Below are 8,465 nucleotides of genomic sequence, written 5' to 3'. Positions count from 1 at the left end.
TCGCAGAGGCGAGGCGGCAGCGACGGGCCACCCGAGGCGCTGCTGTCCAAGGGCGATTCGTCGTCGTTGTCCGGCAGCGGTGGAACCAGATGGATGTCAGGCCGCTCGGCCGCGCGCCGCGACGCTTTCAACTGAGCTTCGAAATCCTGGAGTTCGTCGACTTGCGACACGAGTTCCGCTACGCGCGGTTCGAGATGCGTCAGCGTCGCACTGATTTTGCCAAGCTCGTCGATTTCATAGGAGCGCCGTTCCGTTTGCGCCTTCTCTTCGGAGGCATGCGTGTTGCCCATCGCAACGCCGATCGCCATGCCCAGCGCCAGCGCAGCGAGGATCAGCGCGATCACGGCAACGATCACCATAGTGCGTACCGTGCGCGCTTCGACAAAGCGTACGCGCTGGTTGGACATGGTCCTGCGGGACCAGATGACGAAGGCCATCAGCGCACGCGACGCGGATCGCGCGCCGTCACGACAATACGCACAGGCGCGAGGGCGTCATTGCGTTTTTGAGTACTAACATCGAGATTGAAAACTATTGCGTCCATGTGAAAACGCCGCAGCAGGGTTACGGCGCAAGGCCTTATCGGCGGCAGATTATGCACCTGTTCTCCAGATGCGTATCTCATATATAAGGCCGACTGAATATTCACGAAATCTAGGGCGCCGGCGTTGCGGCCCACAGCATGGCGCGGTCTTCGCCCATCAGCAGCGGACGGTTCATTTCAGCCACGGCTCGCAGGAATTCCCACACCGCCGTGATGCGTTTCAACTTGCGCAGGTCTTCCCGGCAGGAGAGGTAAAAGGCGCGCGTGACGACGATGTCATCGGCGAGAACGGGGATCAGGCGCGGGTCTTGAGCTGTCATGAAGCACGGCAGGATTGCGAGGGAGCGGCCTTGTAGCGCGGCATGATATTGAGCGACAGCGCTCGTGCTGCGCCAGTGCGAAATCGCGCCAGGAACGGCACGTTCGAGATAGAGCAACTCATAGCTGAAGGCGAGGTCGTCTATATAGCTCGCAAAGCGATGGGTCTTCAGGTCGTCAACAGAACGAATCGGTTCATGGCGGTCCAGGTAGTCCTGCGTAGCGAAGAGCCGGAGACGGTAATCGCAGAGTTTCGTGTAGACAGTCTGGCCGTGTTCCGGGCGCTCCAGCGTCACCGCAATGTCGGCCTCGCGCTTGGACAGGCTCACGAAATGCGGCACCGGCAGCAAGTCGATCGAGATGTTCGGATGTGCGTCCTGGAAGCGCGCGAGGTGCGGCGCAAGGAAGAAGCAGCCGAAGCCTTCCGTCGATCCCACGCGCACATGGCCGGACAGTGCATGGCCCGTATTGGCGACGTGTTCGGTGGCGGTCTGGACCGTGGTTTCCATCGCGTCGACGTACGCAAGCAGGCGCTGCCCTTCTGCTGTGAGGACAAAGCCGCCGCTGCGGGATTTATCGAAGAGAAGGGTGCCTAGCGCGTCTTCCAGCGCGCGTATGCGTCGTGCGACGGTCGTGTAGTCCACGCCCAGGCGCTTTGCCGCGCCGCTGGCACGCTGGGTGCGTGCGACTTCCAGGAAGTATCGAAGATCGTCCCAGTTCAGCTTTCCGGCGTCGGGCATAGTATTTTTTTGCATATCGGATGGGTATTTCTATCGATACTTCGTGGAGATTTGCATAACTATACTGAATGATGCGGACCCGCCGTGAGAAACGGCGGGCCGACATGACACACCCATAATCGGAGATGAGATGCTCGATCGGCGACGCCAGCGCGCGTCCGCGTCCCCGTTTTTCTTCGCTATGCCGTTCCAGCCAGGAACGTTCTTGTCTTTCCAAGGAGCCTCTGCATGAACACCACCGCTGAACATCCGGCGCTCGCCCAGCAATCGGCAGGCGTGCGTACGGCCAAGTTGCTGATCGACGGCGCATTTGTCGAATCGGCCACCAAGGAATGGCGCGACATCGTCAATCCGGCCACGCAGGAAGTGGTAGGCCGCGTTCCATTTGCGACGCAAGACGAGGTGAACGCGGCGGTGGCTGCTGCCGCGAAGGCGTTCCAGACCTGGCGCCTGACATCGCTCGGCACGCGCATGCGGGTGATGCTCAAGTTCCAGGATCTCGTGCGGCAGAACATGAAGCGTATTGCGCAGACCTTGACGGCCGAGCAGGGCAAGACGCTACCCGATGCCGAAGGCGATATCTTCCGCGGCCTCGAAGTGGTCGAACATGCGTGCTCGATCGGTACATTGCAGCAGGGCGAATTCTCGGAGAACGTGGCAGGTGGTGTGGACACCTACACACTGCGTCAACCGATCGGTGTGTGCGCCGGCATCACGCCGTTTAATTTTCCCGCAATGATCCCGCTCTGGATGTTCCCGATGGCGATCGTGTGCGGCAACACGTTCGTGCTGAAACCGTCCGAACAAGATCCGCTGTCCACCATGGAACTCGTCGAACTTGCGCTCGAAGCGGGCATTCCTCCTGGCGTGCTGAACGTGGTTCATGGCGGCAAGGCTGTCGTCGACGCGATCTGCACGCACCCGGATATCAAGGCGATTTCGTTTGTCGGATCGACCCACGTGGGTACGCACGTGTACAACCTCGGCAGCCAGCACGGCAAGCGAGTCCAGGCGATGATGGGCGCGAAGAACCATGCCGTGGTACTGCCCGACGCGAATCGCGAGCAGACGCTCAACGCGCTCGCCGGCGCGGGCTTTGGCGCGGCTGGCCAGCGCTGCATGGCGACGTCCGTGGTGGTGTTTGTCGGGGCGTCGAAGCAATGGTTGCCGGACCTCGTCGAGCGCGCGCGCGGCTTGTCCGTCAATGGCGGCACGGAAGCGAATACCGATGTCGGTCCGGTGGTTTCGCGAGCCGCGCATAAGCGCATTCTCGGGTTCATCGAAGCAGGCGTCAGCGAAGGCGCAACACTCGCACTCGATGGCCGCGGCGTGAAGGTCAAGGGTTACGAGAAGGGCAACTTTATCGGTCCGACGATCTTCTCCGACGTCTCCACCGACATGTCGATCTACAAGCAGGAAATCTTCGGCCCGGTGATCTGCGTGCTGGAGGCTGCAACGCTTGATGAAGCCATCGCCCTCGTGAACCGCAATCCGATGGGCAACGGCGTCGGGTTGTTCACGCAAAGCGGCGCGGCGGCGCGCCGTTTCCAGAGCGAGATTGACGTCGGTCAGGTCGGCATCAATATTCCGATCCCGGTACCTGTACCGTACTTCAGCTTCACCGGCTCGCGCGGATCGAAGCTTGGCGACCTTGGCCCTTACGGCAAGCAGGTGGTGCAGTTCTACACACAAACCAAAACGGTAACGGCACGCTGGTTTGACGACGCCACGGTCAACGATGGCGTGAACACCACCATTTCGCTGCGTTGACCTGACAGCGGTTCGAACAACCAACGGGGAGAAGTTCATGGACATCGGCTTTATCGGACTCGGCAACATGGGTGGCCCCATGGCCGCCAACTTGATGAAAGCGGGACATTCGCTGACGGTCTTCGATTTGTCGAAGACTGCGTTGCAGGTCGCATCGGACGCGGGCGCGCGCGTGGCTAAATCGCCTCGCGACGCGGTTGAAAATAGCGAGGTCGTGATAACCATGCTGCCCGCCGCGGCGCACGTCATGGCTGTTTATCTGAACGACGACGGCGTCCTCGCGGGCGTGCGTCCGGGCGTGCCGATGATCGATAGCAGCACGATCGATCCGGCGACCGCGAAATTGATTGCTGAAGCTGCAGGCAAACAAGGCAATCCATTCGCCGATGCCCCCGTTTCCGGCGGAACGGGCGGCGCGCAGGCCGGCACGCTGACGTTCATGGTCGGAGCCGACGAAGCGTTGTTCGAAACGCTCAAACCGGTGCTCGCCGGCATGGGCAAGAATATGGTGCATTGCGGCGAGACCGGCACGGGCCAGATCGCCAAGATTTGCAACAACCTGCTGCTCGGCATATCGATGATCGGCGTAGCGGAGTCGATGAAACTCGGGGCTTCGCTAGGAATCGATCCTAACAAGCTTGCGAGCATCATCAACACGTCGACGGGACGTTGCTGGAGCGCCGATACGTGTAATCCCTATCCCAACGTATTGCCTAACGCGCCTTCTTCACGCGGTTATACGGGCGGTTTTGGCGCAGACCTGATGCTCAAGGACCTCGGGTTGGCCGTTGATGCAGCGCGTCAGGTGAAACAGCCGATCATGCTGGGCGCGCTTGCGCAACAGCTCTACCAGACGATGAGCATGCAGGGCCTCGGGGGGCTGGACTTCTCGGCAATCATCAAGTTATACAGTGGAAAGGAGGACTGATTAAAACGAACGTTCGCCGTTCGCGGACCCTGCCTTTTATGCTGGCGTTTAAGCTGCGCCGCAGCATGATCGGCTGCTACGCCATGCCACATGGACAACATGGGGAATACGAGGATTCGCTTTCCTTAATTTTGGCCTATTCTCAAAGCACGACGTTCATGACTCCGTCAAGTAATTAAATAGATGACGAAGTCGTAGCGGTTTTGGATAGTTAATTCCAGCGTGAGCTGGAGCCAAGGATCAAGGAGAGCGTTATGCAAACCACTCGTCATTTTCATATGGAATTGCGGCACGCCACGATGCCTACGTACGTGGCCAGTTACTTGTTCCCACTGTTGTTGCTGGTGTACGAGATGTGGCGCGTGGGGTCCTGGGTCGCGGTGAATGGTTTCAACTTCGCGAACTTTAGTTCCATGGGTTACGAATTTGCGCTCATGCTGGCCGTATTTGCCATTCAGGTCATCCTGGAGGTAGCGTTCCTGGCCGCTGCGTGGCTGACCAAGCACCGCGATTTCGAACATCGCGTCGGAAACCTGCTGCTTGGCGTGTTCGCGTCAGTGGTCGTGCTGGGCTTTGACGTTGCGCTGCAATACGGGATGTAAGCGTTCGCTCTATCAAGGGTCTCGCAGCACTAAAGAGCCCATTTGCGCGTCGTGCGTGAATGGGCTTTTTCTATTTTTCTGCTTTATCTGACTTTTATATTTCGAGGCGTTGAATCAACACCCCGCCGCTGTCGGCAGTATGGCCACCGCCTTAGCGGCTGCATCGGATATTTTCTGTTGTGCTTCTCTCAGCGCGGTTCGCAATCCTTCCTCGACCACGGGATGGTAAAAGGGCAGCTTGAGCATTTCATCGACGGTAAGCTCGAGCTGCAACGCCCAGGCGATCAGGTGACCAAGATGTTCGACTGTTGGTCCGCATGCCTGCGCGCCGAGCAGCTTACCGGTCGCTGCGTGCGCGTAGACGTGAAGCAGCCCGCGGTTCTGCCTTAATACGCGGCTTCTCCCCTGCGTTTCAAACGATACCGATCCCGTTACGGTCCTTTGCTTCTTGAGGTCCTCATAGGACGCGCCCACGGCTGCAATTTGCGGCTCGCAGAATACGATGGAGAAGGGAGCTTTTCGTTTGGGACACTGAACGTCGGGAAAACGTGCGGCATTGTCGCCGGCGAGTTCGCCTTCATCCGCCGCATCGCAGAGCCATGGGCGAGTGCCGTCGCAATCACCCGCGATGAAGATACTGCTGTCGCCACATTGCATCGAGCGTTCGTCAAAGAGCGGGACACCTTTCTCGTTGAGCGAGATGCCCGTCTTTTCCAGATGTAGCGATGCCAGCGCGGGTCTTCGGCCCGTTGCTACGAGTACAAGGTCGAATCGTTCCGTGCGTTCTTCGCCATCGAGCGCCCGGAAGCGAATGATGGGTTCGCCGTCCTGCATCGACTTTTCGAAGATTTTCGCGTCAGGGTCGAGATAAAATTCCTGTTGCAACGCTTCTATCAGCTTGTCCCGTACCGGGGTGTCGGTTAGCGCGCCCACCTTGTTGTCGTGGCCGAACATGAACACGTCGACATCCAGCCTCGCCAGCGCCTGACCGAGTTCGAGCGCGATGGGTCCAGCACCGAATACTGCGCAACGCGTGGGCAAAGTCTTGAGATCGAAGACAGTGTCGCTGGTGATCAGGCGGTCGCCGAAGACCTTTAAATCATCCGGAATGAACGATGCCGAGCCGGTCGCGATCACTACGCTGGCCGCGTCGATGCGCAGCGTATCGTCTATCAGAAGCACATTGCGCGACTCGAAACGCGCTTGTCCGCGAATGATCGTGTCCTGAGGAAGCGACTTGATTTCGTCCAGCACACCTTTGACGAAGTGATCGCGCTCGTGGCGGACATACGCCAGCACATGCTCGCCGTTTGCCCCGAGCGCGTGCGTTCCTTCGATACCCCGCGCCGCCTGCGCTTTCGCGTCATGCAGGCCGTTTGCCGCAGCGATCAGCAGCTTCGACGGCATGCAGCCGACGCGAGCGCACGTTGTTCCAAACTCGGCCGCCTCGATCAGAACCGCGTGCTTGCCGGCGCAACGCGCCGCGCGATACGCCGCCATTCCCGCCGTCCCAGCCCCAATAATCGCTACGTCCACCTTGATTTGCTTCATCAGATTCCTTTGCTTGCCGGCGATGCCTGGCCCTAAGAGCCCTGCTGGTGCTGTCTATATTGCGGTCAAATTGAAACGCAGTGCTGATCAATTCGGGGCGGGCTGGACGGGTTAACGCTAGTAGGAAATTGCCAGGCGATTCGGCGCTGAGGGAAACCGGCGATGCACTGCATGGCGCCCGCCATCGGCAGGAAGCAAAGTGGAGGCAGCAATTGCTGGTCCCGGAGAAGAGCGCGCACGCGCCGTGCGAAGGCTATTCGGCGGTCACGGCGAGGGCTGGAAAACGATCGGTCGGATTGACGATTTCGTCTTGCGAGGCGACGATTTCCAGTTCATAGCGCCCGGCTTCGTAGGTGGTCTTTACGACGGCGTTGATGGCTGCAAGCGTGTGTTCCAGCGCGTCACGCAGCGAATCGCCGAGCAATGTGCGGGCGAGAAATACCGCGCTTGTCAGGTCCCCAACGCCGACTGGGTGGCGTGCGAACGGATACAGCGGCCGCTGTGCGAACCAGGCTTGCGCTCGGGTGACGGCTAGCATGTTGAACGCATCGGCCCGACTGTTTCTGTCGATGAGGTGCTTGACCAGTACGGTTCGCGGGCCGCGCGCGATCAATTCGCGGCACGCCGTGACCGCTTCCTCCACGGTCTCGATGGTGCGGCCCGTCAGCTTCTGCAGTTCAGCGTGATTGGGCGTCATGACATCGGCGATCTCGGGCATTGTGCTGACGAGAAATTCCTGAATCCCCGGTTCGACGGTGTCGTCGCCGGTCGCGCCCATTACCGGGTCGCAGACAAAGAACGCTTTGGGGTTGACGGCTTTCACCATCCGGACGATTTCGACGACTGCGCGGCCCTGGTCGGGTGTGCCGAGATAGCCCGACAGTACCGCGTTGCAGCGCGACAGCACGCCGATTGCGCCGATTCCTTCTATTACGCGTGTCAGTTCGTCCGAGTCCACCACACTGCCGGTCCAGCGTCCGTATTGCGTGTGATTGGAGAACTGGACGGTGTTGAGCGGCCAGACGTTGATACCCATGCGACGCATCGGGAAGACCGCCGCACTGTTGCCTGCGTGGCCGAACACCACGTGGGACTGGATACTGAGGACGTTGTTCATGATGTCTTGATCGCCAGGTGCTGGACAGCGGCCGGGAGCGCAGGGGCCGCGCACGTTTTCCGCATGGGGGGAGCGCATGCAGGTATCCATTGTGCCGTCGCGCCGATAGGCGTGGCGCAGGCTGTATCGATAATTTGCAGATTGATGGCGTGAGCGTTGCATTGATGCAGCGCGTTGACCGGCGCGTGAATGTTGGGACCCGAATGTGGCTACTGGCGCTTGGCGGGCCCGGTGCGTTCTAAAACGCGATTTGGATTTTTTGGTGCGGGGCGGCGGACGCGAGTGGGGTTATCGATTTCGACGCGTAGGGTTTGATTTCGTTTTCCGAGACTGGCACCACGGCTGAGGGGGCGTTCTCGTAGACGCGATAGACATTCGAGCCATCGCAGCGGACCGATGGTGTGCCTGTTTCCGTCGAGATAGCGCAATGGTCGGCGATGATGAGGGATACCTTAAGGTCGCTGATCAATGTGGTTGCACTGGACAGTTGTTCGCCGTTTGCCATCACGAGAGCGGCGCAGACTGCAGTTTGAATGAGGACGCGCAGGATCATGTGAGGGGAAGGGAACAAATCGGTTTTTTAATTGAATCAGGGTTGGGACCCAGCGAGATATCCCATACTTTTACGGCGGGAACGGGGCGTTCTTTAGCGGGTGGGGAGAAAAACTTACTGAGTGAAGGAGGCGAGGGCGGAATCGAAACGGCTGATATTACTGAAACTGGCAACGGGATGGGGGCCTTCGAGGCGAAGCGTGTGCGCGCGGTTTAAGTTTGAGGGGGGTGTTCGACTGCGGGTTAAATGCTTGGGGCCGTGCTACGTTCGGGCCAAAAACCTGAAGTGTATGTTGTGGACACTTAAATGTTGGCGGTTAAAACGCGTTTCTTTGCTTCGTTT

7 protein-coding genes and 1 pseudogene are annotated in these 8,465 nt (G+C 59.4%); 4 read left to right on the top strand and 4 right to left on the bottom strand.

Annotation, left to right across the window (positions count from 1 at the left end):
* Together WCA53_RS26095 and WCA53_RS26090 are read right to left on the bottom strand one after the other, a co-directional pair.
* Nucleotides 1-437 (bottom strand): annotated as a pseudogene (locus tag WCA53_RS26095) (M23 family metallopeptidase); the annotation flags it as partial.
* A 217-nt stretch (nt 438-654) separates the two neighbouring features.
* The gene (locus WCA53_RS26090) at nt 655-1,617 is read right to left on the bottom strand and encodes a LysR family transcriptional regulator (RefSeq protein ID WP_423917283.1); all 963 of its coding nucleotides are present in this window, start codon (nt 1,615-1,617) and stop codon (nt 655-657) included.
* A gap of 213 nt (nt 1,618-1,830) precedes the next feature.
* On the opposite strand from WCA53_RS26090, the gene WCA53_RS26085 reads away from it, so the two are divergent.
* The 3 genes from WCA53_RS26085 (at nt 1,831) to WCA53_RS26075 (ending at nt 4,902) form a co-directional block, all read left to right on the top strand.
* Complete coding sequence (locus tag WCA53_RS26085) at nt 1,831-3,372, top strand: CoA-acylating methylmalonate-semialdehyde dehydrogenase (RefSeq protein WP_423917278.1); 1,542 nt, start codon at nt 1,831-1,833, stop codon at nt 3,370-3,372.
* A gap of 37 nt (nt 3,373-3,409) precedes the next feature.
* Nucleotides 3,410-4,300: a 3-hydroxyisobutyrate dehydrogenase gene (mmsB, locus tag WCA53_RS26080; RefSeq protein WP_423917275.1), complete on the top strand. Its 891-nt coding sequence runs from the start codon at nt 3,410-3,412 to the stop codon at nt 4,298-4,300.
* Between the two features lie 254 nt (nt 4,301-4,554).
* Nucleotides 4,555-4,902, top strand: a complete 348-nt coding sequence (locus WCA53_RS26075; RefSeq protein ID WP_423917273.1) for a hypothetical protein — start codon at nt 4,555-4,557, stop codon at nt 4,900-4,902.
* A 114-nt stretch (nt 4,903-5,016) separates the two neighbouring features.
* Here the strand turns inward: WCA53_RS26075 and WCA53_RS26070 are convergent, their stop codons facing one another.
* Entirely contained in the window at nt 5,017-6,453 is a 1,437-nt protein-coding gene (locus tag WCA53_RS26070; protein WP_423917270.1) for a dihydrolipoyl dehydrogenase, read from the bottom strand.
* A gap of 253 nt (nt 6,454-6,706) precedes the next feature.
* The gene (gene pdxY, locus WCA53_RS26065) at nt 6,707-7,570 is read right to left on the bottom strand and encodes a pyridoxal kinase PdxY (protein ID WP_423917267.1); all 864 of its coding nucleotides are present in this window, start codon (nt 7,568-7,570) and stop codon (nt 6,707-6,709) included.
* 427 nt (nt 7,571-7,997) lie between these two features.
* On the opposite strand from pdxY, the gene WCA53_RS26060 reads away from it, so the two are divergent.
* The gene (locus WCA53_RS26060; RefSeq protein ID WP_423917263.1) at nt 7,998-8,339 is read left to right on the top strand and encodes a hypothetical protein; all 342 of its coding nucleotides are present in this window, start codon (nt 7,998-8,000) and stop codon (nt 8,337-8,339) included.
* The last annotated feature ends 126 nt before the right edge of the window (nt 8,340-8,465 follow it).

It is taken from the genome of Caballeronia sp. (assembly GCF_049581465.1).
In the GTDB taxonomy this organism is placed as follows: domain Bacteria; phylum Pseudomonadota; class Gammaproteobacteria; order Burkholderiales; family Burkholderiaceae; genus Caballeronia.
Note: the sequence above shows the minus strand (reverse complement) of the source record. Positions and strands in the feature narration are given on the sequence as shown.